The organism is uncultured Paraglaciecola sp., assembly GCF_963977085.1.
Lineage (GTDB): Bacteria > Pseudomonadota > Gammaproteobacteria > Enterobacterales > Alteromonadaceae > Paraglaciecola.
Map to the genome: position 1 here is coordinate 340822 of NZ_CAXBNC010000002.1, position 24901 is coordinate 365722.

A 24901-nucleotide genomic window follows, 5' to 3' on the forward strand; every position below is an offset into this window, starting at 1 on the left:
AAATTACACGCCTCCTTGCATTGCGGAGGAGTCTTTTGTTTGTTCGTTTAGAGTAACCATAGAGCCGTTAGTGTCCATTAGCACTTCTAAAGGCTTAACCTCACTGCCTGGACGTACTTTATTGGAGCCTTCTACCAATAATTTATCATTGACTGACAAACCACTGGCAATCAGCCATTTATTATCAACGGCATTGATGGTTTCTAAAATACGTTTTTCGATTAAGTTGTTATCATCTACTACATAAGCATAAGCTTCACCTGTTGCCTCATGATAAACACCTTGTTGGGGTACTAATATGGCATTTTTGTCTACGGCTTCATTTACCTGAGTACGTGCAAACATACCGGGCAATAAAACTCCCTCAGGATTAGGAAATTCGGCGCGTAATGTAACAGAGCCAGTAGACGCATCAACTGACACTTCTTGCATTTTAAGTTTACCTACGGGCCCATACTCAGAGCCATCTTCTAATGTAAGAGATACTTCAGCAGACCCTTGGGAGATCCCGCTCTTATTTATCATTTTGCGTAGTTTAAGTAACGCTTTGCTGCTTTTTGTCATATCCACATAGATAGGATCTAATGTACGTATAGTGGCCAAAGCAGTGGATTGCCCAGCAGAAACTAACGCGCCTACTGTCACATTAGAAATACCAATATTTCCTGAAATAGGTGCAGTCACTTTAGTAAATTCTAGATTAATAGACGCTGTCGCTAAGGCCGCTTGATATTTTTCGATATCCGCTTTAGCTTTCAGATAGGTAGCATTTGCATCGTCGGCATCCTGTTGTGATACCCCTTCAAACTTGAGTAAGTTTGCGTAACGTTCATTTTTCAATTTTGCCGTTTCAAGGGATGCTTTAGCACTGTTTAAGCTAGCTTTAGCTTCGTTGTAAGCAGCCTGATAGGTGGCAGGATCAATTTGATAAAGCAATTGGCCTTGCTCTACTGTACTACCCTCCTCAAACAAACGCTGCAATACGATGCCTCCAACCTGAGGACGCACTTCAGCACTACGGGAAGCGACGACGCGACCTTGCATTTTTGTGTCAATATTGTGCTCAGCTGTGGTGACCGTAATATACGAAACAGCAGGTACAGGTGCACTGATGGCCGGCGTGCTGTCTTGTTGACACCCACTTAGCACAGCAGCAGTGAATAGCAGCCCTGCAATGCAGATTGAAGATTTCATGATAAAGCGTTCCTCGTTAATAACCTAAATAAACCAGGCCAATACCACCCAATATTCCTGAAACAACTCAATATAAAGGGTTATAAGGCCACTATTGACTAAAGGATAACAAGGCCAAGGTTAAGGCCGGGTTAACAAAATAAATAAGCAACCAAATAATCTTAAAAGCATCAGCAACAACACTTAGAAAATGGCAGCAGAAGTAAATCTTGACGGTAAAGTGATGTGGCTTTTCAGCTTTGAAAGGTGGCGTAAATAAATGTTTTGTGGTGAACGATAAAAAATAATGCAGTTACACCATCAGCATAATACAAATGCCAGTCATAAATGGGATCAGGGCTTACAGCAGTGCTGAAGGGAGTTACCCATGGGATTTAATATGCCTTAGTTATCATCGAACATGGAAGGAGAAGTTCCTACTGCGACGTAACGGTAATTTGCGGTGAGTTCCTAAGGCTACACAACAGCTTATTGCTAAGGCAACTCAATTACACTTAGTAAGCAATTGATTTTCCGATTAAATTTGATAGAGTAAAAAATGTACAGGGCTCGTAATAGTAGATGTTGTAAAACCTTTAGGAAAATACCATGTCAAGATTGTTAGAGGGATTTGATGAACGCCAAATAATTTTGGGTACCATAGTCTTTTATATCGTTGCATTAGCTTTCAATTTAGGCACTTTGCACATGTATAATTTTAACTTTTTTAGTCAGTCAGTTTATTCTCAGAAAATAAACTTTAATATTACTGACACTGACACCTTACAAAGTATTGCAGCTAAAGTTGAGACATTAAATAACAACAAAGCATACGACTCTGTCGATATCTTATTATCTTGTAGTAAAACACTTTGCACTGTAACGGCTTCAAGTAAGTACAACATAGTGCAAACTCTCAAGGCTAAGCACTTTTTACAAGGATATCCTGTACTAGAAGAATAAAGTGATATCCCTATAACAACGGTTTAATTAAATAAGTAAGTCGACTACTTTTTTATGTCCTATATTTTTAAACCTTTATCTGTACTCATGGTCATGTCTGTCTTTTCAAGGTACAAGCAAGATTTTGCTTTTAATCTCTACAGAGGCAAATTCAGTTCGAATAACACTAAACTCGCGAACAACAAAAAACCGACTTAATCACAATCAATCAAGTCGGTTTTAGGAAATTTTATGGGCTAGCTTGGCACTGATGCTAACTATTTTTAAAGCGGAAAATGTTCCTTCCAATGCAAAGCAATCTGCTCCCTGGTGCAACACCAAACCCGGTCATGACTTTGCACATATTCAATAAACCTTTGTAGTGCGGCCATGCGTGCAGGACGTCCAATAATTCGGCAATGTAATCCAATGGATAACATTTTAGGCGCGATTTCACCTTCTGCGTATAACACATCAAAGGCGTCTTTTAGATACTGATAAAACTGTTCACCACTATTAAAACCTTGTGGAGTAGCAAAGCGCATATCGTTGGTATCTAAGGTGTAAGGTACCATTAATAGGGGTTGGGAATTCTGCGTATCATAATAGGGTAAGTCATCGGCATAAGAGTCAGCACAGTATAAAATATCACTACGATCGGCTATCAACTTCAGTGTGTTAGGGCTAGTTCGACCTGTGTACCAACCTCTAGGTTTACTGCCAGTGATCGCTTGATGTAATTGCACTGCAGCATTGATCATTTTCTTTTCTTGGGCTTCAGGCATATCTTGAAAACTGATCCAGCGCATAGCGTGACTGGCTATTTCCCAGTTTGCTTCTTTCATCGCTGCAACCGCTTCTGGGTTACGTTGCAGTGCCATAGTGACACCGAATACGGTAATCGGTAAATTATAACGAACAAACAAATTATAGAGTCGCCAAAATCCAGCACGACTGCCGTATTCATACATTGACTCCATGCTTAAATGTCTGTCTGAGAAAGCTTGGGCGCCAATGATCTCTGAAAGAAAAGTTTCTGATTGATCATCACCATGTAATACACAGTTTTCACCACCTTCTTCGTAATTGAGTACAAATTGCACCGCAATTTTAGCCTGATTAGGCCATTTAGGATGAGGGGGAAACTGACCGTAACCGCTTAAATCTCTAGGGTATGCATGTCTCATTGAGCACCTTATTCAAATTCAGTTGGAACAGTTAGTCCGCAACCAGTTAATATTAGCTTAATCAAATTATTTGTGGCTTCGGCAAAGTCACTTTGAGTCATAGGTTTGCCTCTTAGTTCATTTATTTGAACCGAAAAATCAGCATAATGTTGTGAAGTTGCCCAAATATTAAATAGCAAATAATGTGGATCAGTTGGAGCTAACTTGCCTTGATCAATCCATTGTTTAATAACATCAACTCGACCTGCCATCCAAGATGCATGTTGGTCTTTAAAAAATTCGTTTAAATTAGGTGCACCATTGATTATTTCTAGTGCAAACATTTTCGAAGCGTCGGGACGACAACGAGAAATTTCCATTTTATCGGCAATATAATGTGCCAACACTTCAGCAGGGTCGTCCCCCACTGTAGCTTCGTCAAACCGGCTATTCCATAACCGCAAAATATCTTCCAATAACGCTAAATATAATGATTCCTTAGATTTAAAATAATAAAGCACATTGGTTTTAGGTAATTCAGCTCTATCGGCTATTTGTTGAACTCGCGCGCCTTTAAAACCGTGTAACGCAAACTCCTTTTCAGCAGCGTTCAATATTTTGTTGCGGTTAAGCTCACCAATGCTTAGTTCTTTGTAATTCATACTTGCAGACATTTATTAATTCATTTCCCTTTACGTAATATAGATACAAACTCAGTCGCTCCACACAAAAATATCACCCAATCTAAGGGATTACTAGAATCATGACAGCAAAACAAAATTGCAATTGTTATAACGATCGGCATTTTAATTGCTTTCACCTAAGAAAAAGATGAAACATAAAATAAAGATAGTTTCTAGTTTAAGTGAAAAATTATTCTACAAGACTTCTTTTTTCGTAGATACTAAAAAACCTGACCAAATAGTCTAGTTTTTGTTGTATTTAACATCACTAGTCGGATAATATGCATACTGAATCCCGTTAATGGAGCGCAACATGATCAGCTTTTTGCTTAATAATAAAATGACAAACATAGATCAAGCCAGAGCTGACTTGACTTTACTTGAATATTTACGGGAACAACAAAAACTAACTGGCACAAAAGAAGGCTGTGCATCAGGTGATTGTGGAGCTTGTACAGTAGTGTTAGCTGAAGTGGTCAAAGATGATGACCAAACAACCCGTAGCCTTGAATATAGAGCCATTAATAGTTGTGTGACTTTTTTATCTGCATTACATGGCAAACAATTGATTACTGTTGAACATTTGCCCGAAGGCAAAGTGCTGCATCCAGTGCAGCAAAGTTTGGTCGAACATCACGGTTCCCAGTGTGGGTTTTGTACCCCTGGTTTTATTATGTCTATGTTTGCTTTGTACCAAAAAGCACAACAACCAGACCGAGAAGCAGTGATCCAAGCACTATCCGGCAATCTATGTCGTTGCACTGGTTATCGCCCCATAATTGATGCCACTTTGAGTGCCTGCCAAAATAAAGAACCCGACAAGTTTCAACAAACACAAGCCCAAACAATTACTCGTCTAGATGACATCAATAAACAAGGTATCAGCACGACTAATTTACTGGTACCTACCACAAGAGAAGAATTAGCAGCGGCCAAATCCACATACCCTACTGCCAATGTATATGCTGGCAGTACAGATTTAGCATTACAAGTCACTCAACAATTAAAAACCTTTGATAAACTAATTGCTTTAGGTGAAGTACCTGAATTAAACCAACTTGTTGAACAACCGCTAGGTTTATTAATTGGTGCCGCCCTACCCTTGGGTAAAATTGAAACCAGCTTATTGAAACATTTTCCACAACTATCTGAATTGTTATGGCGCTTTGCTGCCACGCCTATTCGCAACCAAGCGAGTCTGGGTGGCAACGTGGCTAATGCCTCACCTATCGGAGATATGCCGCCTGCCTTATTAGCACTTAATGCTATTATTCATGTAGATGACGGCCATCAAAAAAGAACAATAGCCGCAAGCGAATTCTTTTTGGACTACCGCAAGACGGCATTAAAACCTTCAGAATGGATAGAAGCTATTTTTATTCCCTATACCGGTTCCACAAATTTGCTACGCGCTTATAAAGTATCCAAACGTTATGAAGATGACATTTCAGCGGTGTGTGCAGTATTTAACGCTCAAATTATTGATGGCAAAGTACATAGCGTGCACTGCGGGTTTGGTGGAGTAGCGGCTATCCCGGCAACAGTGTCCGCCTTAAACAGTCAACTTGTGGGTCAAACTTGGTCAAGCAAAGAAACCTTTGAGTTGGGAAACACCATACTTAAGCAAGCCTTTTCACCCTTAGATGATGTGCGCGCCAGTAAAACTTATCGAATCTCAATGTTGAGTAATTTGTGGAAACGCTTTTGGTTAGAAACAAACCAGAATGCCCAAAAAATTGAAACCCGAGTGGTACATATTCCCTCAGCTAATGAGGAGGTGGGTCATGCGTAAACTTATTGAACAACCAGGTTTTGATGCAGCGCTTCAAGGCGCAGCGGGAAAATCACATAAACATGAAAGTGCTGAGCGTCAGGTCAGTGGTCAAGCACGTTACGTAGACGATATGCCAGAGGCTGCAAATCTGCATCATGTTGCAGTAGGAGTTAGTCCAGTCACCAGTGGAAAAATCACCTCTGTAGACTTGTCTGAAGTATTAGCCAGCCCTGGTGTAATTGATGTGATCACTGTCGACGATATACCTGGTCACAAAGATATTGGTCCGGTATTTCCAGGGGATCCTTTGTTAGCTAACTCAGAGATTTTGTACCATAGCCAACCGATATTTGCAGTGTTAGCAAGCAGCGTCAATTTAGCGCGCCAAGCCACACTAAAAGCCAAAATAGTAATTACTGAAACAACCCCTTGTTTAACCGTTGAACAGGCTAAAACCGAAGAAAACTTTGTACGCCCGCCGCACTTTATGCGTCGCGGTGATTTTAATCAGAGTTATCAACTAAGTCCCGTTCAGATAGAAGGCGAAATGCTTATTGGTGGTCAGGAGCATATGTATCTTGAAGGCCAAGTGTCTATGGCCATTCCCGAAGAAGAGGACCGGATGTTGGTTTACACCTCTAGCCAACATCCTAGTGAAGTGCAAAAACTCATAGCTGAAGTCTTAGATATTAAACTACATAAAGTGGTAGTCGATATGCGCCGTATGGGCGGCGGTTTTGGGGGAAAAGAAACCCAAGCGGCACAATGGGCATGTTTAGCTGCACTTTTCGCTAATCGTAATAAAGTCGCGGTTAAAGTTAGACTACCTCGCATGTTAGACATGATGGCTACGGGAAAACGCCATCCTTTTGAAAACCGTTTTAAAGTCTCCACTGACAACCATGGCTTGATCCAAGCTACTCATGTGGAAATCAACGGTAACTGTGGGCACTCTCCAGATTTATCTGACGCCATAGTCGATCGGGCTATGTTTCATGCAGACAATGGCTATTTTCTAGCCGATTGTTATGTAGAGGGCCATAGGTGTAGAACCAATCAAGTGTCACACACTGCGTACCGAGGTTTTGGAGGCCCCCAAGGCATGATAGTCGCTGAAGCCATGATGGATGCGATTGCCCGTAAACTAGGTAAAGATCCTTTGGCCATCCGCAAGCTCAATTTGTACGGTAAAGACAGCAGAAACACCACTCAATATGGCATGCAAGTAGAACACAATTTATTAGCCGATCTGATTGATAAATTAGAAGCATCATGTGATTACCAACTGCGCCGTAAACAAATAACTGCGTTCAACAAAACTAGCCCTATCATTAAGAAAGGTTTGTCTTTGACCCCGGTAAAATTTGGGATTTCTTTTACCGCAAAACATCTTAATCAGGCAGGTGCGTTGCTGCATATTTATACCGATGGCAGCATGCAAATCAATCATGGTGGCACAGAAATGGGTCAGGGGCTGCATACCAAGATTGGCCAGATAGTGGCGAATGAATTTGGTGTGCCCTTGTCACATGTTGAAGTCACTGCAACTCGCACTGATAAAGTACCCAACACTTCTCCAACCGCGGCCTCAAGTGGTACTGATTTAAACGGTAAAGCAGCACAAAATGCCTGTTTGACCATTAAGCAGCGACTTGCCGACTTTTATGCAGAACAAGTTAAAGGTGACACGAAAGAGGTTGTTTTTACTGAACAAACTGTCACCTTAGGCGAACATAGTATTGCCTTTGCAGAATTAATTCAGCAAGCCTATATGAGCCGTGTGTCACTTTCTGCCTCTGGCTTTTATAAAACCCCAAAAATTCACTACGACCGCACTACAGGTAAAGGCAGGCCCTTTTTCTACTTTGCTTACGGAGCCAGTTGTTCGGAAGTGTCTATTGATACTTTAACCGGCGAATACAAAGTCAATCGCGTGGATATTTTGCATGATGTGGGCAAAAGTTTGAACCCGGCGATAGATATTGGCCAAATTGAAGGTGGCTTTATACAGGGTATGGGTTGGTTAACCAGTGAAGAATTATTGTGGGATGATAGTGGAAAACTTATCAGTAATAATCCGGCTACCTATAAAATACCTGCCATAGGTGATACACCGGAAATTTTCAACGTGGACTTGTATCCTAGAGCCAACGACGAGGACAGTATTTATCATTCAAAAGCAGTAGGTGAACCGCCCTTTATGTTAGCCAATTCTGTATGGTGTGCTTTAAAGGATGCGATTTCCAGTATCACTGATTATCAAATTGATCCTGTGTTACATCCCCCTGCTACACCAGAAAAAGTCTTTAACGCAGTGGCACAAGCACAAACTTGGGTTGAGAGGCAAAAATGAGTTTACCAACAAAAACTTGGTTTGACGCACTGCACCAATGCCAGCAACAAGGTAAAAGTTATGTGTTAGTAACACTGCTTGCTACCGCCGGTTCTACTCCAAGAAATGGTGGGACCAAAATGTTGGTGTGTGACGATACTACCTTTGACACTATTGGCGGTGGCCATCTTGAGTTTGAAGTCACCAAACAAGCCCGCAACTTGTTACTCCAAAACACCACAACCCAAAAGCTCGAGCATTATCCTCTTTCAAGCAAATTGGGTCAGTGTTGCGGTGGCGCTACTAACGTTTTATTCGAAGTATTTAAAGAACACACCCAACATATTGCTCTTTACGGTGCTGGCCATGTATCCCAAGCTTTGGTGCCTATTTTAGCGCAATTGCCCTTGCAAATAAGCTGGATAGACAACCGCCAAGATATGCTGGATAAGATCGCGCAACAAGGCCAACCAAGTAACGTAAACTTAATTTTTAGCGAACAACCTGACGAAACCATTAGTACACTGCCAGACAATGCTTGGGCAATGATCATGACCCACAACCATCAACTCGACTTTGAAATAGTGGAAGCCGCCCTAGGCCGCGAAGAGATGGCTTTTGTAGGCATGATCGGTTCTGATACTAAAGCCAGACGCTTTAAAACAAGGTTGGCCCATAAAGGGTTTAAAAAGCAGGATATCCAACGTTTAATTAGCCCTGTTGGTTTATTGAACATTCCTGGTAAACGCCCTATTGAAGTGGCTGTCTCTATGGCCGCACAGCTGATTCAAATGCTTGACAATAGTGTTGAAACCCAAGATCAGAAAAAACAGGCATGGCGCGATAACAAACAACTCATTCAATCCCTTGTCAGTCAACCAGAGTCACAATCATGAATCCGCAAGCAGTGGTGTCGTTAGACACTATCAATAACCTGAGTCCTTCTGAAGCACAACAATGGTTTAGCCATTGCTGCGCCGCACCTAAATGGTTTCAAGGTATGGCAAATGCACGACCTTTTACCGATATAGAACAACTAAAACAAGTGGCCCAAACCCTTTGGTTAGAATGCAGCGAAGCAGACTTTCTTATCGCTTTTGAAGCGCATCCCATGATTGGTGATGTAAACAGTTTACGGGCTAAGTATGCTGCCACTAAAAACATCGCCAGTAATGAGCAAAATGGTGCCACACAGGCCAGTGAAGAAACATTACAGGCTCTAGCTGAAGCCAATCATCAATATCTCGCTAAACATGGTTTCATTTTTATTATTTGTGCCACAGGCCTAAGCGCTGACACTATGTTAAATGCCCTTATGCAGCGGATAAACAATAGTACTCAACAGGAAATTCAATTGGCCGCGGCAGAACAAATCAAAATCACCCTACTAAGGCTCGAAAAAGGCCTAGAAAAAGGAATACAAACAACATGAGCATCAGTCTTTCCAGTCATGTACTGGACACCACGCTTGGCAAACCCGCAGCAAATATGAAACTTGCGTTAACCACCCATGATGGGCAAGTGATTGAAGCGCAAACAGATGATGATGGACGTTGTAATAACTGGGCAGAATTTGACTTTGTTGCAGGTCAATATTGCTTACGTTTTTATACTAAAGAGTATTTACTGTGCCATCACAAAGAAGCATTTTATCCTTTTGTAGATGTGCACTTTGAACTGTCTGAAAATGGTGGCCATTACCATGTGCCCCTATTGATTTCCCCCTTTGGTTTTAGCAGTTACCGCGGCAGTTAGTGAGAAATTGAGATTGAACACAACACAAGCTTATCGAGCCTCTATATTACACTTTCCTGAAAAAAGTGACTGCCCAAAACAGCAATATCAATACATTGAAGATGGACTTTTAGTTACGCGTAACAAAAAGATAGTTTTTATTGGAGAGTATAAAAGCCATATAAATCAATATGCTGACGCTATAATCCATGATTATTCAGGAAAACTATTGTTACCCGGCTTTATTGATAGCCATTTGCATTTCCCGCAAACAGAAATGCTCGCTAGTTTTGGTGAACAGTTACTTGATTGGCTAACTGATTATACTTTTCCGGTGGAACGCAAGTTTGCTGATCCAGAATACGCCAGTCACATTGCCAAGATATTTGTTAGGCAATTGCATCGTCATGGCACCACTACTGGCATGGTCTATTCGTCGGTACACAAACAAGCAGCCGATGCACTTTTCCAAGAAGCTGCTAGCCACAATATGTTATTAATTGCTGGTAAAGTGTGTATGGACAGACACTGCCCTGATTGGCTCCAAGACACACCACAAAGCGCACAACAAGACAGCGCCGATCTTATTCAAAAATGGCATAACAATGGTCGACTTAAATACGCCATAACGCCGCGATTTGCCCCCACTAGTAGTGCCGAGCAATTGCACTTGTTAGGGGAGCTTGCACAGCAGTTCTCTGATGTATTCATTCAAACTCATTTGTCTGAAAATCATAATGAAATAGCCTGGGTAAAATCATTATTTCCTGAGCGAAAGAACTACCTTGACGTTTACGATCATTATGGCTTGCTTAGAAAGGGCGCGGTATTTGGTCATGGGATCCATTTACAACAAACTGAATGGCAACGCTTGCAAGAAACCCAAGCAAGTATCGCCTTCTGCCCCACTTCGAATCTATTCTTAGGCAGCGGATTGTTTGATTTGGCCAAAGCTGAACAACAAAATGTACCTGTGATGCTGGCGACAGATGTAGGTGGCGGCACGAGTTTTAGCATGCTAAAAACCATGGGAGAAGCCTATAAAATCTGTCAGTTAAAAGGCAACCAAATGGATCCCATGCATGGCTTGTATTTAATGACCCAAGGTGCAGCAGTTGGTTTAGGTCTAGAGGACTCTATTGGCAACCTAAACCCCGGCACAGATGCAGACTTTGTTATTCTCAACCCTGAGTTTGACGAATTGAGTGCGCTGCGGTTTGAACACCACCGCACTCCGCAAGATATGCTGTTTGCGTTAAGCATGTTAGCCGATGATAGAGCCATCACTGCTACTTTTGTAGCAGGTACAGCCGTTTACCAAGCGGATACACACACACTAGAAGGAGTACGTTAATGTTGCTTGATTGGATTTCGTTATTTCTGCGTTGGTTTCACGTAATCGCAGGCGTGGCATGGATTGGCGCTTCATTTTATTTTATTTGGCTGGACAATAATTTACGTACCCCGCCCGACTGGAAAAAACAAAAAGGCATTAAAGGCGATTTATGGGCTGTGCATGGAGGCGGCTTTTACGAAGTGGCTAAATATGAATATGGTCCTGAAGTCATACCTGAAAAATTACACTGGTTCAAATGGGAAGCCTACACCACTTGGATCAGCGGCTTTTTATTACTCGGTTTAGTCTATTACCACGGTGCAGCGATTTATTTGATTGATAGCTCGGTTATGGAATTAACGCCTGGCCAAGCGATAAGTCGAGGTTTAGGGCTAATCTTTGGTGGATTATTTATTTATGAGGCGGCTTGTCGCAGTCCGCTAGCCAACTATCCACGGGTGTTTGGTATCTTGTTTTTAGTACTTATCGCCGCTGCCAGTTATTTAGCTACCCATTGGTTTAGTGGCCGTGGCGCATTTATTCACGTTGGCGCCTTAATAGGAACTATTATGGCGGGTAATGTATTCTTCAAAATCATGCCAGCCCAAAGACTCATGGTTGATGCAGTAACCAATAAAACCGAGATTGATCCTAGCTGGGGATTAGGTGCCAAATTACGCTCGGTGCACAACAATTATCTTACCCTACCCTTGTTATTTATTATGATCAGCAACCATTACCCTATGACTTACCAACATCAAAATGCATGGTTAGTGTTAATGGCAATTGGTTTAGTCTCGGCCTGGATACGTCATTATTTCAATTTGAAACATATCGGTATTTCTCGTCCATCGATTTTAATCACAGGCGCTATTGGCATGATAGTGATTGCAGGCTGGGTATCCACACCTGTTGCGCCTGAAGAAGATTCAGCTAAAGTTGCGGTAACGCCGGCTAAGACAGTTCAACTCAATGCTCAGCAACAAGCAGTATTTGATGTGATGCAAACCCATTGCGCAAATTGTCACTCTGCCAAGCCGACAGATGAAATATTTGTAATCGCACCTTTAGGTTTAATGTTTGATACTTGGCAGCAAATAGAACAACGGGCTGCCGTTATCCATAGACGCGCTGTGGTGACTAAGGATATGCCGATGATGAATAAGACGGCTATGACGGCTCAAGAAAGACAAACCATCGGAAGCTGGTTTGAGGGTTTATCGGCTAACTAATAGCGCTAAACAGTAACGCCTTTTTGGGAATACACAGTTCACCGTCAACTGTGGCAACAATAATCTGTTGTGGATTATCCAGTAAGACTTGCCCAGCGCTGTATTGGTGCTGGTATTGTTTCCCATGAGCTGATGTTATTATGTAGGCTTGTCCAGCAATATCGGCATAAGTACCTAAACTGCCAAACGCACGTAACCTTGTTAAAAGCTGAGCCGTTGGTTGTTGCCAATCAAGGCTCTGTTGCTCCTTTGAAATGCTAGGCCAATAACTTCCCTCCCCCTGTTCTTGGCTATTTTGGTAAACATCATCAAGATTGGACAGTAACGCTCGTAATAACTCAGGGGTCTGCTGAAATATTTTAGCGCTTAAGCTATCAAAGGTTTCATTATTTTCAAGGGCGATAGCTTGTTGTAGCAAAACGTCACCAGAATCAAAATCATTCTCAAGCTTATGAAAAGTGATCCCAGCATAATGAGAGTGTTTAAGGATCAAATGAGGTAAAGGTGTCATGCCTCGCCCTTCTGGTAATAGTGTTGGGTGCATGTTGATGGCATATTTCAGCCCAGTAGGAACAGGGATCTTCCATGGATATTCAGCACTAAAAAACAACTCTACACCTTGCTCTACTAATAATTGCATCTTAGCTAAGGTTGGTTTTTCAAAACACAAGTTAAGGTTATTTTGAGTGGCGAATTCAATCACTTTGTCAGAAAAGGGGCTACTTTCTCCTGTATAGATAACTGTATATTCATATTCTTGTTGCAGAAACACATCCAAACAGCAAGACAGAGGATCATAGCCAAAATACGCAATTTTCATACAATAAACGACTGCCCCCAGACTTTATGCCAATAGATTAGTAACTAAGATTAACAGTCAAATATCAATGAGGCACTAGTTCAAGTTATAAAATCCCTTAGATTTTAAATATTTAATACATCTGCCAGTAATTATCTGTTTTAATTGTTAAAACCCAATAAGGTTAGTTTTTTATGTTTGGAATTTTCAAGCCCGCTCCACATCTAGCAGTAAAACCTAATGATCAAGTCGACAAAGACTATAAACGGCTCCGCTGGCAGGTATTTATCGGTATATTTGTCGGTTATGCTGGTTATTATTTGGTGCGTAAAAATTTCTCACTCGCCATGCCCTTTCTCATTGAAGAACAAGGTTTCAGTAAAGGTGAGCTAGGTATTGCGTTATCGGCGGTATCTATCGCCTATGGCTTAAGTAAGTTTTTAATGGGCAGTGTATCTGACCGCAGCAACCCCCGCTTTTTCTTGATGACAGGCCTGCTTATTTCTGCTGGTGTGATGTTTATATTTGGGTTTACCTCTTGGGCCACTCAAAGTATCGGCGCCATTTTTATCTTGTTGTTTCTTAATGGCTGGGCCCAAGGCATGGGCTGGCCTGCTTGTGGCCGTACTATGGTGCATTGGTTTTCAGGTAACGAACGGGGTAAAACCGTGTCGGTTTGGAACATCGCCCATAATATAGGCGGAGGCTTAATTGGGCCTCTGGCAATTTTGGGTATGGCTTGGTTTAACGAATGGCATAGCATTTTTTATGTACCAGCCTTTGCCGCCTCTCTAGTTGCAGTCTTTATCTTTTTTACCCTGCGGGACACCCCGCAATCATGTGGATTACCCCCCATCGAAGCCCATCGCAACGACTATCCTAAAGATTATGATGCATCACACGAACAAGAATTTACCACTAAGGAAATATTCTTAAAGTATGTACTGAATAACAAATTACTTTGGTTTATCGCTGTGGCCAATGCTTTTGTGTACCTCATTCGTTATGGCGTTTTAGATTGGGCGCCAACCTACTTATATGAAGTGAAAGACTTTTCCTTTAATAAAAGTTCTTGGGCGTATTTTTTGTATGAGTGGGCTGGTATTCCCGGTACTTTGCTGTGTGGTTATATAAGTGACGTATGGTTTAAAGGCCGCCGAGCACCCGCCGCTATTTTGTTCATGGTATTAGTGTTGGTAGCGGTTTTGATTTATTGGTTTAACCCTGCAGGTAATCCCACAGTAGATATAGCAGCCCTGATGGTAATTGGCTTTATGATATACGGCCCAGTGATGTTAATTGGGTTATTTGCTCTTGAACTAGTCCCCAAAAAAGCAGCGGGCACAGCAGCAGGTTTAACCGGTTTATTCGGTTATTTAGGGGGTGCAGTAGTAGCCAATATTGCACTAGGTTACACAGTGGATCACTTTGGTTGGGATGGTGGTTTTGTACTATTAGTGGGCGGCTGTATTTGTGCCATCTTACTGATAGCTTTGACACTAAAACATGAAGTGGCACACGAAAGTCAGCAAGCGCCTGTATAATTCATTGCTTACCTATTAATGAACGGAGTCTAGTACTCCGTTTTTATCGATAAGCATTTTTCGTTTTAAATAGCGCTTGAGGTTTTCACTCACTTCTTGTTGGTAAACACCTCCTAAATGTTTAGCCAAGGCCTTTTCTAATACATAAGCATAGGCTTCACGGGCTATGTCTTTATTGAAGCTGTGGCCTTCATCTCCATCAACAAGCAAACTTATGGGCTTTTCTGCATGCTCTAATCTGATCGCGTAATCTCGCACTCCAGTTATCGCTACTCTGTCATCTTTACCGCCAGCCAACAGATACAGTGGCTTATTAACCTTTTGCCAGTTTGAATCGGGGGACTGAGCCGATAACCTTTGTAACTCTTGCGGGTCAGTGAGATCGACTCCCAATTTCATCAATCTTATTTGCCAAATTTTGTCTTCTTCATTTTGTTTGTTTTCTGAGAGTTGCTTTATGGAATTTGCAAGGTTGGAAGGTGGTGCGCCAGCAATCCCTACTTTAAACAAGTTTGGCGTGAATGCTAATGCAGCTAGAGTAGAAAAACCGCCGAAAGAATGGCCAAACATTGCGAGTTTGTTAGGATCTCCTATTCCTTGGGATAACACATAACGCATTCCATCGATGATATCGTGCTGCACTATGCCATCGCCAAAATCCTTATTTGCCGACAACACGTAGTGTCTTCCCATACCTGTAGACGACCTAAAATTGGGTTCAAACACCGCATAACCTCTGTTCGCCAGAAACTGAATAATGCTGCTGTAATGGCCCTTCACCCTACTCCATGGTCCACCATGAGGCACAACAACTAGCGGCACTTCTTTGACTTTTTTACCTAATGGCAAGGTTACATATCCAAATTGCTTCATGCCGTCGCTCACTTGGTATTCCACCTGCACTTTTTGGGCGATATATTGTTGTTGAATAAACTGTTCTGAAAACTCATTACTGCTAACTAACGTTTCGAATGGTTCACTAACTAATTGAGTTTCACTATCGTACAAGTAGACATCTCGGCCTTGATTCATTGGACCATAATCGAAAACCAGCCAACGTTTAAAGTACTTATCTGGGGCCATGTAAAGAAAAGCCTGATGTTTCTTGAAGTTATTAATTAGTTCGTTCATCTTATCCAAATGCCCTTGGATCTCCTGGTCTAATGAATAGTGACTAATAAAATGGTCGTTATATCGGGTCAGTTTGGGGAGACCGTTTATATCGTAAAAACCCCTAGACAAGTCAAACCTTGCTTTTGGATCTTGATGTACTAACTCTAATTCATTGCTCGTGGTATTAAGGGAATACAGTGATCCTAAATTTTCTTCAAATCGTGCTATTAAGTATAATAATCCGTTTTTTTCATCAAAACTTTGTAGTGAACAAATATCGTCAAATTTACAATTCCTTATTAATTTGACTTGATTGCTACTGATATCAAATAGATTGGTGCTATCACCTTCAAGCTGTTTAATAACCTTAAGCTGTCCAGACTTTGCAATAACATAGTCTATGACTCGAGAAGGATCCGTATACAGGACTTGTTTAGAACCATCACTCTTAATTCGCACTAAATCATGGACGGTAGATCTCTGTTGCTTTAACGAGACAATCACGGCTTGTGCTTGGCTATGATCCACGCCATAAAAATACTCGTCCTCGTTACTATCAAGATTGATAATCAATTCAGGTCGTTTACCGGGCAAAATAGATATGCCTGAAAGCCCGTTCTTGGTTTGAATAAATAGAAATTGGCTGTCATTAGACCATAGAGTGTCTTCTATATCTTTGCTGCTAAAAAGTTTTCGATGTTGTTGATTGTCGATGTCTAGTAGCCATAATTCAGAACGACCGACTTTAGAAAGTACATAATATATATGAGCTCCATCTGGCGACAGGCCCATCTCGCGAATCGATTTACGAGCCATAAACTTGCTACGCTCAATGAGCGGTGCAGGAAAACTCTTTTCACTTATCTCTATTGCGTTATCCAAGGATCCTGCAAATGAATATGAGCACCCAATAAGAAACAATAGACACATGTTTTTCAAGCACATTAGAATACGCGGAGCGTAGGCAATTGGCATATTGTGCATCCAGATTATCCTGTTTAAATAAATGTTCAATGTGCACCCAACAGTGCGCACAATTAAAGACTTGGTCTGTAGTTATGAAGTGGCCGCAGATTTTATTGAATCTAAGGAAACCTCAGTTTTCCAAGGGTTTAACAACAACATACTAATTAGTGCGGGTAGGCTTAAAAATGCACATAAAGACACCCAAGTGGCAACTTGTGCTGGCGAGAGTTTATGTTTTCGACATAATAAAATGGCGCCAAGAACGCTAATAACATGCAAGAAAATGGCAATATAATTAACATAGCTTGGATAATTAAATGAACGTATTTCAGATAGAGATAAATGGCCATAGCCAGTTTCTTCTTTCTCAAGAAAATGAAACAGCATATTGTTTGAAGCGTAAATAATTGGAGATGTAATATAGTGTAGATGTCTTATCCAGGCTGGATGCGAATGAACAGTAAATTCCCGCCCTCCTACCAAGGCTACATCCCCATCTAGATTAATATAATAAGCTTCGGCGCCAGGTTGATCATAGCCAAAGTGATGTCGATTAAAATAGGTTAACAAGTACCCATCAGCTAAACGATATGATTTTACGCCATAAAGAAACTTTGTAGCAACAGGATGAGGCACAACGTAATCAGGTATTAGCTCGACGTATTCATCGTTGTAACTTCTTGGATCAAACAGCAATATATTCTTATTTGTGGAGACCGCCACAAAATGTTCTTTTAATTGAGGGATACCAATGAATTCCTCTTGGCCTTGCAACTGATATTTAACCTCTAAAAGATTTTCGTCAAAATTAACCTGGAAAATAGTCGTTTTAGTCATAAAGTATTTTTCGCCAAGTAAGAATGGCACTTCTATAAAACGATCACTTTCCATAACCTTTGTATCTTTCTCAATAAAGCCATTTTTACCGAGAATACCGATAGGTTCGCCAGTAGTTTTATGCAACCCAATCAGTAACATTTCATCATGGGAAAACTGCCAAATTGAATTGGTGCCACTATGGTTGAGTGAATATTGCTTATCATTTACATAGAGTTGCCCTTTTCTTGGAAATGTCCATGTATCGGCATCAATCCACTCTTCGTCTGCTAACTTTGCTTGACGAATCATTTGTTTGGCCAAAACAGTATCGGTTTTTTCCAAAATATAGGCAGGAAATTCTTTAGCATCGTATTCCCATAGGTATGTATAAGAGCCATCAACCGGGTTGTTATCAGGATGATTACCCGCGATAAACCTAGGAATATGGTAGAAAACTGTTGAAGACAGAATTATGCAAAACGCTAACGCGAAACACATAGGCACCGCTAAAAGGACAAGACTGAAAGGTTGCTTAAGATGGAGGCTCAAGTCTGGCTTAAAACTCTTAATATTGAGATATAATAGGGACGCTACAATAAAGATAATGGGAAAAAATTGCTTGAAATGATTATCTGGATTCGGTAGCAGAACCAATACCAGCATAATCATTAGTAATGCAATCCCCCAACTAGCGTTAAGCACTACTAAGCTGCCTATTAAATAACTCATAGTGCAGGTTAAAAGCAAAAATAACACGTAAAGATAATGTCGAGTATCAACAACACTACTGCCAAAAGCGTCTAAACTAGTCACCATAATTAAATAGGGCAAACCAAACCCTACAAAGATAATAGCAATACCTGCAGTGCACAAAGCAATATAAATTTGACTGGTTTCAATTGGTCTATGAATGAGATAAGTCCAATGATTAACCCTTTTATGCAAAGCCATTTGAATAATGCCAAAAGCAAAACTTCCACCAATAAACAGTAAATAAATCAATGCCGTTTGTTCAGCGGAAGGGTCCAAAAAAGGTTTAAGTTTTGTGATAAACCCAAATACTCCCAAAAGGATAACGCATACTAATACGGCCCATTTTTGATAACGAAAAAATTCACTTTTACCAAGTTCAAACATAATATTTTCCAATTTTTCTTACGTATACCCTTAGCAATTAGCTAGGCACATTGTGATTTTTAGACAAGAATGCGTTTACGGCGCTATTTAAATTTACACCAATAGAATGGATGCTCTCAGCGCCTAATGCAGTTAGATGATTCCTAAACGTATCAGGGGTTTGGTCGGCCACCATTAGATGACATTGACCATCTATTTTCTTCATACTGAGTAGTCCTTGAATCTGACTAGGTTCAATATTTATTTCATTGAAATCTACAATCCAACTACTTATTCTTTCAACAAAATCATCAGGAATGCTGTTGTTTGTGAGGCGCCCCTTCTCTAGGATAATCAGGTTGTCCGCCACTCTTTCTACTTCTTCCATCTGATGCGAACAATAAATTATGGTTGACTCGTTTTCAGTTTCAGTAAACATCAAAGCTTCAAGAAATGACTGTTTCGCGACAACATCTAAGCCCAAAGTTGGTTCATCTAAAATCAGGATTTCGGGACTTTGAGCCAGTGCCATGGAAAGATTAAACCCTGCACGCTCTCCGCGCGAAAGACCCGATACGCACTGCTTAGGATCAACATCAAAAAAGCCAATTACCTTTTGGTAAATACTCTCATTCCATTTTGCATAAAAGTGTTTTTGCATCGCTACGACTTTTTCAACGGCCATCCAGTTTGGAAGTGTATGTTCTTCATTTACGTAACCGACTTTGCCTCGTATATCTGCACTCAACTTCTGACTATCCTGCCCCAGCACTTTTGCATAGCCAGATGTAGGTGTTGCAACACCCAGTAGTAATCTAAACAGCGTTGATTTTCCTGCGCCATTACTTCCCACAATAGCGTGTATCCCACCTTTCTTTATTGTTAGGTTTAACTGATTAACTGCGGTTTTATTGCCGTATTGTTTGGTTAATTGATAAGTCTCAATACAATTATTACTCATGATTTTTCCGTTTCATTTTTGCTATTTGTTGCTAATTTACCTAAGGCACTAGATACCCTTTCTAATATTTGTTGTGGTTCAAAATCTAAATATGCCACGTCATTTACTAGGCTTTGCACCGCGTTATCTAAACGTTTATGTTGCTCAGCCAAATTCAATTGTTGACGCGGTTGACTAACGAAGAGCCCCAAGCCCTGCCTGGCCTCTAGTAAACCTTGCGAGGTCAACTCGTTATAAGCTTTAGCCACCGTATTTGCGTTAATGGTTAGCTGCATTGCCAATCCCCTTACACTGGGTAACTTGCTACCAACAGGTAAATTTCCACAAGCGATTTCCATGCGGATACCGTCTACTATTTGTTTGAAAATGGGTCTCGTATCACCCGGTGCAATATGAATATTGACCGCTTTAATATCAGACATAGTTACCTATCATACTAAAAAACCACCACTGTACTACCTGTAATATTACAGTAGATACACTTTAAAAATCAGTCAAGTGATTTATTTTTTTGATTAAGGATAGAAAGCAAATTATTACTTTATCTTATTGAAATATAGCTACTTTATATTTTCTTAATGTTTGAAAATTTATTTTTTCAATCAGTAAATAGCTAACTTGAATTTTTACAGGCAAAAACAGGTTTGATTCATTTGAAACATTTACCTATATATTGTCTCAATAAAACAATTCATGCTAATATACGTTGCAGAGTTAGAAAGTAACTACAAGCAGGTGAACCATGCACGAAATACAACTGAATAAACCCAAAGATAATCAAAGCATCGTAATGAAGGCTTATACCAATGCATATAAAGTGCTGGGTATTTCTGATACCCAAGCGGCAAAATTAATTGGTGTGGGGCGTTCAACTTTGTTGCGAAAGTCAGGATTTGAAAAAGACTCTAAACAAAACGAATTGCAAATTTTGTTTATTAGGCTTTATCGCTCTTTGTTCGCCATGTTTGGGGGCGATCTGGCTTCAATGAGACATTGGTTCGATCATAAAAATAAACATATTCGTGGGATCCCTAGAGAATTATGTTTTACGATTACTGGCCTTGTTAACATCAACGCTTACTTAGATGCAATAAGAGGTAAGGCTTGAATATAAGCGATATTATTGATGCTGCTGGGGGGTTAAGTTCTTATGCTAATGCTGTTTGCAGAATGGTTGAAACCCAAGAATATGCTGCCACCACTTCATTAGTGGATGATCTTGAAGAGCAGGCAATATTAGAGCAAATTTTAGATGAGTTTAAACCTAGTTATGCTGCCGACACCCAGAATTTACACTACCTGATATCCACACCATTTCGGTATCCACCTTTAAAATATGGTTCGCGTTTTGGCGCAATTACCGAGCCTAGTTACTTTTATGCCAGTGAATCAATTCATACATGTTTATCTGAAGCGGCCTTTTATCGATTTTATTTGATTGATGGTACTGAAACGCCCTTCCCTAAGGTGATTCAGTCACAGCATTCTTTATTTTTTGTAAAGGTACAGAGTCATCATGCAATAGATCTGACACAAATTTCAGATGCAGATACGCAGCATCGGTTAACCGATCCACAATCTTATTCGTTGACTCAACAAGTTGGACTTCATGCTCGCAAAGGTGGTGCTGATCTGCTGCGCTACTTTTCAGCGCGAAGCCAAGAGCAAGGTATCAATGTCGCCATTGATAACCATACAGTTATTCAATCTGAAAAACCCGAAGACAAAGTAGAATACATCTGCCAGCTTGACCCACAAACTGGCATTTTAAGATTTTCGCAACCAAGGACTTTTCCAGTCATGTTTACTAGGGAGCAGTTTTTGGTTGAGGGGACTTTGCCCTTACTTAGTTAAGTTTAAACAGCCTTATTTCAAGCACAAAGCCCATAATCCCCGCACTAAACAAGAAAACTCCTAACACTTGAAGCCATGCGTTAATGGCGCGCTTTACCTCCTTTGTGCCCGTGAATCGATATTGACGATAGCCTTCTTTAGAATCAACTCGAATGAAAGGACCAGCGTATTCAAATACATTAATTACCTTTTCATCAACTCTCTTTGCCATTTCCAACCTTTTCATCGCAATAAACTCATAATCACGCTCTAGTTCTGGCGGCAGTAAATGTCGCCACATTTTGAAAACGTCTACGGGTTCGTTTTCTAAAATAATTCCTTCAGAGTGATATTGAAACTGTAATTCTGAAAACAACTGCTTGCTATATCCCACATAAAATAAAGTAGTGGCAAGCACTATTAATAAGCTGGAGAGAGTTAAAAATCTGCGTTGATTATTTTGTTGATGTTTTTGCTGCTTTGAAAAATAACGTTCAACATCAGGAATTTGTTTTATGCGCTCTAATTCAGCTCCTTGACTAAAACCACTAACAAATTCTTCTAAGCTTACGCTGAAAGCGTGAAGAATATTATTGAAAATATCACTTGATGGAATAGATTTATCATTTTCTAACTTAGACAAATAGGACTGTTCGATACCAATTTTTTCAGCCAATTCAGGTTGACTTAAATTGTGTTCTGCTCGTAATACTTTTAATTTTTTACCCAAGGTCATAACCGACTCCTTTATATTAAATGCTCATCAAACACTGATGAGATGGGCATAGTCTTAGGTATTCCTTCTGGACTAAAAAGATGAATATTAGCTACTATCGATGAATATTTAAATCTTGAACATAAACTCCACCACAATTGCCAAATTAACAGACGCTAGTTGGGTGAATTTTGCTTAACGGCTGCCAGTTACAAATAAAAAGCCAAACATACTTAATTGTCCCTAACCCCCGAAACTCAGTTTTATCTCTAAATATAACGTCTATGCTCAGCCAAGTAACCTAGAAGTAAGAAAACCATAACAACGGCTACTCCGCGGTATAAATAGGGTATCCATAATATAAACTGTTTTATAAAAGGCGTAGCAAAAATGAGTAACATGCCATAACCAAATGCACAGATAAGCACAAATACAGTGGTGCGAATCACAAAATGATAAGGACTGATCATACGTTTGATATGTTTATTTATCACGTCACCATACACAACTAGAATGGTGGCCAAGATAGTTAAGGCAATTTCACTGTAATAGGGTTGCATCCATTGAGTCAGTTGCTTCAAAACTGATTGTATCCACTCCATTTAACTTAACGCTCCTAGTTCGATAAACAGATCCAACATTTGTTGTTCGTTCATGACTTTAACACCCAGTGCTTCTGCTTTGGCCAGCTTAGAGCCTGCTTTTTCACCTGCCACCACACAACTGGTTTTTGCAGATACACTGCCCGCTACTTTGGCACCTAACCCTTGTAGTGTTGCTTTAGCGGTATTCCTATCCATTTGTTCTAAGGTGCCAGTTAATACGAAGGTTTGCCCTGCTAGAGGTAAAGACTCAATTTCTACTTTCTCAATTTTTGGCCAAGTGATACCTGCCGCGATTAACTCCTCTATCACTTGAACGTTATGCTCTTCTGCAAAAAAATTGACTAAGTGCTGAGCCACAACCCCACCCACGTCACTGACTTCTTGGAGACTGACCAAATCTGCTTGTTTAATGGCATCTAACTCACAGTAATGAGCCGCAAGATTAGCCGCTGTGGCTTCACCTACTTCACGAATACCTAGGGAATATATAAACTTCGCCAGTGTGGTGTGTTTACTGTTTTCAAGGGATTGAATCAAATTGGCGGCGGACTTTTCGCCCATACGCTCTAAATTAGCGATTTGTACTAATTCAAGTTTAAAAAAGTCTGCTGGTGTCTTCACTAATTTTTGGTCGACTAATTGTTCGATAATTTTATCGCCTAAACCATCAATATCAAAGGCTTTACGCGACGCAAAGTGTTTCATTGACTCTTTAAGTTGAGCGCCGCAATACAGGCCACCAGTGCATCTGGCTACCGCTTCATCTTCTAGTTTTTCTATAGCAGAATCACATATTGGACAGGTTTCTGGGAACACTATATCCCGTGCATCTGCAGGACGTTTATCAACGATCACCGAGACCACTTGCGGGATCACATCCCCTGCCCGTCTGATGATCACTGTGTCGCCTATTTTTAAACCAAGGCGTTGTATTTCATCTTGATTATGCAAAGTGGCATTAGACACAGTTACACCACCTACAAATACTGGCTCAAGTCTGGCCACGGGTGTTATCGCGCCTGTTCTTCCAACCTGAAATTCCACATCCTGCACTACTGTCATTTCTTCTTGAGCAGGGAATTTGTGAGCGATAGCCCAACGAGGAGCTCGGGCAACAAAGCCGAGCTCTTGCTGCAATTTAATGTTATCTGCTTTAAAAACCACTCCATCAATATCGTAGTTAAGTGAATCGCGGATATCAGCAATGTGTTGATAATAATCCAAACACGCTTCAGCTCCTTGGGCCACTTGTAATTCCTTACTCAGTGGTAATCCCCATTCACTTAACTGCTTTAATCGCCCTGAATGTGTCTCACCTAAAGGATGCTGTTCGTTTTCCACTAAACCCAATGAATAAGCAAAAAATAATAATGGACGCTTAGCGGTAATACGTGAGTCCAATTGACGCAAGCTACCTGCTGCAGCATTTCTTGGATTAGCAAAAACTTTCTTATCTTGTTCTAGTTGGGTTTGGTTAAGTTTGATAAAACCATCTCTGGTCATAATCACTTCACCACGTACTTCCAAACGTTCTGGGTAATCATTACCTCTTAGTAACAAAGGTATATTTTTGATAGTACGTACATTGGCAGTGATATTTTCACCGGTTCTGCCGTCACCACGAGTTGCACCGCGTACTAACTTGCCCTTTTCATATAATAAACTAACTGCAAGTCCATCCAGTTTAGGTTCACAGCTATAACTAATTTCGCTGACATTTTTTATCCTATCTTGCATACGCTTTTCAAAAGCCAAAAATGATTCTCTATCAAAGGCATTGTCCAAGGACAACATCGGCACTTCATGTTCAACTTGTTTGAATTCAGGTAAAGGTATGTCTCCTACCTTTTGACTAGGAGAATCATTCGTCAATAATTCTGGGTATTGTTGTTCTATCGCCTGCAATGCTTGCATCTGCCTGTCGTATTCGGCATCAGGCACACTAGGATTATCTAACACATAATATTGATAGTTATATTCTGCGAGTGTGGTTTTAAGTAAAGCGAGTTGTTCAATAGTATCTTGCGAGGCTGCCATAAAAGCATTCCAATAAAAAAG

The 24901-nt window shown here is 40.6% G+C and carries 22 protein-coding genes; 11 read left to right on the forward strand and 11 right to left on the reverse strand.

Going from position 1 to position 24901, the window contains the following annotated elements:
• Positions 1-3: 3 nt before the first annotated feature.
• The gene (locus AAC000_RS04005; protein WP_339720298.1) at positions 4-1194 is read right to left on the reverse strand and encodes an efflux RND transporter periplasmic adaptor subunit; all 1191 of its coding nucleotides are present in this window, start codon (positions 1192-1194) and stop codon (positions 4-6) included.
• Between the two features lie 588 nt (positions 1195-1782).
• Here AAC000_RS04005 and AAC000_RS04010 point away from each other — a divergent pair.
• Positions 1783-2136 carry a hypothetical protein gene (locus AAC000_RS04010; RefSeq protein ID WP_339720300.1) on the forward strand — a complete coding sequence of 118 codons (354 nt, stop codon included), beginning with the start codon at positions 1783-1785 and terminating at the stop codon, positions 2134-2136.
• A 263-nt stretch (positions 2137-2399) separates the two neighbouring features.
• On the opposite strand, the gene puuE is transcribed toward AAC000_RS04010, so the two are convergent.
• On the reverse strand, positions 2400-3302 hold the full coding sequence (gene puuE, locus AAC000_RS04015) for an allantoinase PuuE (RefSeq protein WP_339720302.1): 903 nt from the start codon (positions 3300-3302) through the stop codon (positions 2400-2402).
• An 8-nt stretch (positions 3303-3310) separates the two neighbouring features.
• Positions 3311-3955, reverse strand: coding sequence for a TetR/AcrR family transcriptional regulator (locus tag AAC000_RS04020; RefSeq protein ID WP_339720304.1), 645 nt, complete (start codon positions 3953-3955; stop codon positions 3311-3313).
• A 322-nt stretch (positions 3956-4277) separates the two neighbouring features.
• On the opposite strand from AAC000_RS04020, the gene xdhA reads away from it, so the two are divergent.
• The 7 genes from xdhA to AAC000_RS04055 are packed head-to-tail and all read left to right on the forward strand — an operon-like array spanning position 4278 to position 12372.
• Complete coding sequence (xdhA, locus tag AAC000_RS04025) at positions 4278-5756, forward strand: xanthine dehydrogenase small subunit (protein WP_339720305.1); 1479 nt, start codon at positions 4278-4280, stop codon at positions 5754-5756.
• Positions 5749-8091 (forward strand): xanthine dehydrogenase molybdopterin binding subunit, encoded by a 2343-nt coding sequence (gene xdhB / locus AAC000_RS04030; RefSeq protein WP_339720307.1) that lies wholly within the window; start codon positions 5749-5751, stop codon positions 8089-8091. The genes xdhA and xdhB overlap by 8 nt, the downstream gene beginning before the upstream one ends.
• Positions 8088-8966, forward strand: coding sequence for a xanthine dehydrogenase accessory protein XdhC (xdhC, locus tag AAC000_RS04035; RefSeq protein ID WP_339720309.1), 879 nt, complete (start codon positions 8088-8090; stop codon positions 8964-8966). The genes xdhB and xdhC overlap by 4 nt, the downstream gene beginning before the upstream one ends.
• Entirely contained in the window at positions 8963-9502 is a 540-nt protein-coding gene (gene uraD / locus AAC000_RS04040) for a 2-oxo-4-hydroxy-4-carboxy-5-ureidoimidazoline decarboxylase (RefSeq protein ID WP_339720311.1), read from the forward strand. Before xdhC ends, uraD begins: the two co-directional genes overlap by 4 nt.
• Positions 9499-9825 (forward strand): hydroxyisourate hydrolase, encoded by a 327-nt coding sequence (gene uraH / locus AAC000_RS04045; RefSeq protein WP_339720312.1) that lies wholly within the window; start codon positions 9499-9501, stop codon positions 9823-9825. The genes uraD and uraH overlap by 4 nt, the downstream gene beginning before the upstream one ends.
• Before the next feature lie 13 nt (positions 9826-9838).
• Positions 9839-11158: a guanine deaminase gene (gene guaD / locus AAC000_RS04050; RefSeq protein WP_339720314.1), complete on the forward strand. Its 1320-nt coding sequence runs from the start codon at positions 9839-9841 to the stop codon at positions 11156-11158.
• Complete coding sequence (locus AAC000_RS04055; protein WP_339720316.1) at positions 11158-12372, forward strand: urate hydroxylase PuuD; 1215 nt, start codon at positions 11158-11160, stop codon at positions 12370-12372. The genes guaD and AAC000_RS04055 overlap by 1 nt, the downstream gene beginning before the upstream one ends.
• On the opposite strand, the gene AAC000_RS04060 is transcribed toward AAC000_RS04055, so the two are convergent.
• On the reverse strand, positions 12365-13192 hold the full coding sequence (locus AAC000_RS04060; protein WP_339720317.1) for a formyltransferase family protein: 828 nt from the start codon (positions 13190-13192) through the stop codon (positions 12365-12367). The genes AAC000_RS04055 and AAC000_RS04060 overlap by 8 nt on opposite strands.
• Before the next feature lie 173 nt (positions 13193-13365).
• Between AAC000_RS04060 and glpT the strand changes: the two genes are divergently transcribed.
• Positions 13366-14715, forward strand: a complete 1350-nt coding sequence (gene glpT / locus AAC000_RS04065) for a glycerol-3-phosphate transporter (protein ID WP_339720318.1) — start codon at positions 13366-13368, stop codon at positions 14713-14715.
• A gap of 15 nt (positions 14716-14730) precedes the next feature.
• Here glpT and AAC000_RS04070 read toward each other — a convergent pair whose 3' ends face one another.
• The 4 genes from AAC000_RS04070 to AAC000_RS04085 form a co-directional block, all read right to left on the reverse strand.
• Complete coding sequence (locus AAC000_RS04070; protein ID WP_339720319.1) at positions 14731-16710, reverse strand: alpha/beta fold hydrolase; 1980 nt, start codon at positions 16708-16710, stop codon at positions 14731-14733.
• 174 nt (positions 16711-16884) lie between these two features.
• Entirely contained in the window at positions 16885-18750 is a 1866-nt protein-coding gene (locus tag AAC000_RS04075; protein ID WP_339720320.1) for a hypothetical protein, read from the reverse strand.
• A 37-nt stretch (positions 18751-18787) separates the two neighbouring features.
• Positions 18788-19690 carry an ABC transporter ATP-binding protein gene (locus AAC000_RS04080; RefSeq protein WP_339720321.1) on the reverse strand — a complete coding sequence of 301 codons (903 nt, stop codon included), beginning with the start codon at positions 19688-19690 and terminating at the stop codon, positions 18788-18790.
• Positions 19687-20112 carry a GntR family transcriptional regulator gene (locus AAC000_RS04085; RefSeq protein WP_339720322.1) on the reverse strand — a complete coding sequence of 142 codons (426 nt, stop codon included), beginning with the start codon at positions 20110-20112 and terminating at the stop codon, positions 19687-19689. Before AAC000_RS04085 ends, AAC000_RS04080 begins: the two co-directional genes overlap by 4 nt.
• Before the next feature lie 320 nt (positions 20113-20432).
• Between AAC000_RS04085 and AAC000_RS04090 the strand changes: the two genes are divergently transcribed.
• On the forward strand, positions 20433-20798 hold the full coding sequence (locus AAC000_RS04090; protein ID WP_339720323.1) for an MbcA/ParS/Xre antitoxin family protein: 366 nt from the start codon (positions 20433-20435) through the stop codon (positions 20796-20798).
• Positions 20795-21544 (forward strand): RES family NAD+ phosphorylase, encoded by a 750-nt coding sequence (locus AAC000_RS04095; protein WP_339720324.1) that lies wholly within the window; start codon positions 20795-20797, stop codon positions 21542-21544. The genes AAC000_RS04090 and AAC000_RS04095 overlap by 4 nt, the downstream gene beginning before the upstream one ends.
• Here AAC000_RS04095 and AAC000_RS04100 read toward each other — a convergent pair.
• From AAC000_RS04100 to ligA, 3 genes are all read right to left on the reverse strand, one after another.
• Positions 21537-22259 (reverse strand): helix-turn-helix transcriptional regulator, encoded by a 723-nt coding sequence (locus tag AAC000_RS04100; RefSeq protein ID WP_339720326.1) that lies wholly within the window; start codon positions 22257-22259, stop codon positions 21537-21539. The two genes, AAC000_RS04095 and AAC000_RS04100, sit on opposite strands and share 8 nt — an antisense overlap.
• Before the next feature lie 248 nt (positions 22260-22507).
• The gene (locus AAC000_RS04105; RefSeq protein ID WP_339720328.1) at positions 22508-22840 is read right to left on the reverse strand and encodes a DUF3392 domain-containing protein; all 333 of its coding nucleotides are present in this window, start codon (positions 22838-22840) and stop codon (positions 22508-22510) included.
• Positions 22841-24880, reverse strand: a complete 2040-nt coding sequence (ligA, locus tag AAC000_RS04110) for an NAD-dependent DNA ligase LigA (RefSeq protein ID WP_339720330.1) — start codon at positions 24878-24880, stop codon at positions 22841-22843.
• Between the last annotated feature and the right edge of the window lie 21 nt (positions 24881-24901).

Coding starts and splice junctions, on each gene's coding strand:
- AAC000_RS04005 (WP_339720298.1), bottom strand. CDS start 1,194: ATGAAATCTTCAATCTGCATTGCAGGGCTGCTATTCACTGCTGCTGTG.
- AAC000_RS04010 (WP_339720300.1), top strand. CDS start 1,783: ATGTCAAGATTGTTAGAGGGATTTGATGAACGCCAAATAATTTTGGGT.
- puuE (WP_339720302.1), bottom strand. CDS start 3,302: ATGAGACATGCATACCCTAGAGATTTAAGCGGTTACGGTCAGTTTCCC.
- AAC000_RS04020 (WP_339720304.1), bottom strand. CDS start 3,955: ATGTCTGCAAGTATGAATTACAAAGAACTAAGCATTGGTGAGCTTAAC.
- xdhA (WP_339720305.1), top strand. CDS start 4,278: ATGATCAGCTTTTTGCTTAATAATAAAATGACAAACATAGATCAAGCC.
- xdhB (WP_339720307.1), top strand. CDS start 5,749: ATGCGTAAACTTATTGAACAACCAGGTTTTGATGCAGCGCTTCAAGGC.
- xdhC (WP_339720309.1), top strand. CDS start 8,088: ATGAGTTTACCAACAAAAACTTGGTTTGACGCACTGCACCAATGCCAG.
- uraD (WP_339720311.1), top strand. CDS start 8,963: ATGAATCCGCAAGCAGTGGTGTCGTTAGACACTATCAATAACCTGAGT.
- uraH (WP_339720312.1), top strand. CDS start 9,499: ATGAGCATCAGTCTTTCCAGTCATGTACTGGACACCACGCTTGGCAAA.
- AAC000_RS04055 (WP_339720316.1), top strand. CDS start 11,158: ATGTTGCTTGATTGGATTTCGTTATTTCTGCGTTGGTTTCACGTAATC.
- AAC000_RS04060 (WP_339720317.1), bottom strand. CDS start 13,192: ATGAAAATTGCGTATTTTGGCTATGATCCTCTGTCTTGCTGTTTGGAT.
- glpT (WP_339720318.1), top strand. CDS start 13,366: ATGTTTGGAATTTTCAAGCCCGCTCCACATCTAGCAGTAAAACCTAAT.
- AAC000_RS04075 (WP_339720320.1), bottom strand. CDS start 18,750: ATGTTTGAACTTGGTAAAAGTGAATTTTTTCGTTATCAAAAATGGGCC.
- AAC000_RS04080 (WP_339720321.1), bottom strand. CDS start 19,690: ATGAGTAATAATTGTATTGAGACTTATCAATTAACCAAACAATACGGC.
- AAC000_RS04085 (WP_339720322.1), bottom strand. CDS start 20,112: ATGTCTGATATTAAAGCGGTCAATATTCATATTGCACCGGGTGATACG.
- AAC000_RS04090 (WP_339720323.1), top strand. CDS start 20,433: ATGCACGAAATACAACTGAATAAACCCAAAGATAATCAAAGCATCGTA.
- AAC000_RS04100 (WP_339720326.1), bottom strand. CDS start 22,259: ATGACCTTGGGTAAAAAATTAAAAGTATTACGAGCAGAACACAATTTA.
- AAC000_RS04105 (WP_339720328.1), bottom strand. CDS start 22,840: ATGGAGTGGATACAATCAGTTTTGAAGCAACTGACTCAATGGATGCAA.
- ligA (WP_339720330.1), bottom strand. CDS start 24,880: ATGGCAGCCTCGCAAGATACTATTGAACAACTCGCTTTACTTAAAACC.